The following is a 610-nucleotide window of genomic DNA, read 5'->3' on the forward strand; positions in this document are numbered from 1 at the left end:
CAGCTCATGCAGTCCTTCATCGACACTGCCCTAGAAGCAGAAATGGAAGAGCATCTCGGCTACCCCAAGCATGAAAAGGCAGACAGGCCTAATAAGCGCAATGGGCACACTAAAAAGAGAGTCCGTAGCGACACAGGCGAGCTTGAGATCTCCACCCCAAGAGACCGCGACAGTAGCTTTGAGCCTGTACTTGTCAGTAAGCATCAAACCCGTATTTCAGGTCTTGATGACAAAATCATCAGCTTTTACGCCAAAGGTCAAACCACTACTGAGATTGTCGAAACCATCAAGGACATCTACGACGTCGACATCTCAAGCAGCTTGGTTTCCAGAGTCACTGACAACATCTTGGATGACATCACCGCTTGGCAGAACCGGCCACTGAGCAGTGTTTATCCTATCGTCTACTTAGACTGCATTGTCGTCAAAGTTCGTCAGGACAAGCAGATCATCAACAAAGCTATCTATCTGGCCTTAGGCGTTGCTCTTGATGGTAAAAAAGAGCTGCTTGGTATGTGGCTATCAGAGAACGAGGGCGCTAAATTCTGGCTTGGTGTTCTCACTGAGCTACAAAACCGCGGGGTTCAAGATATTCTTATTGCCTGTGTAG

General features: G+C 48.0%; 1 protein-coding gene. It reads left to right on the forward strand.

Translation table 11 applies throughout. The features are described from left to right. Positions 1-610: IS256 family transposase (locus ACT3QQ_RS13950; RefSeq protein WP_444528434.1), on the forward strand; the 610-nt coding region annotated here is incomplete at both ends.

The sequence above is a fragment of the Psychrobacter sp. AOP7-A1-24 genome, assembly GCF_052376235.1.
GTDB lineage: Bacteria > Pseudomonadota > Gammaproteobacteria > Pseudomonadales > Moraxellaceae > Psychrobacter.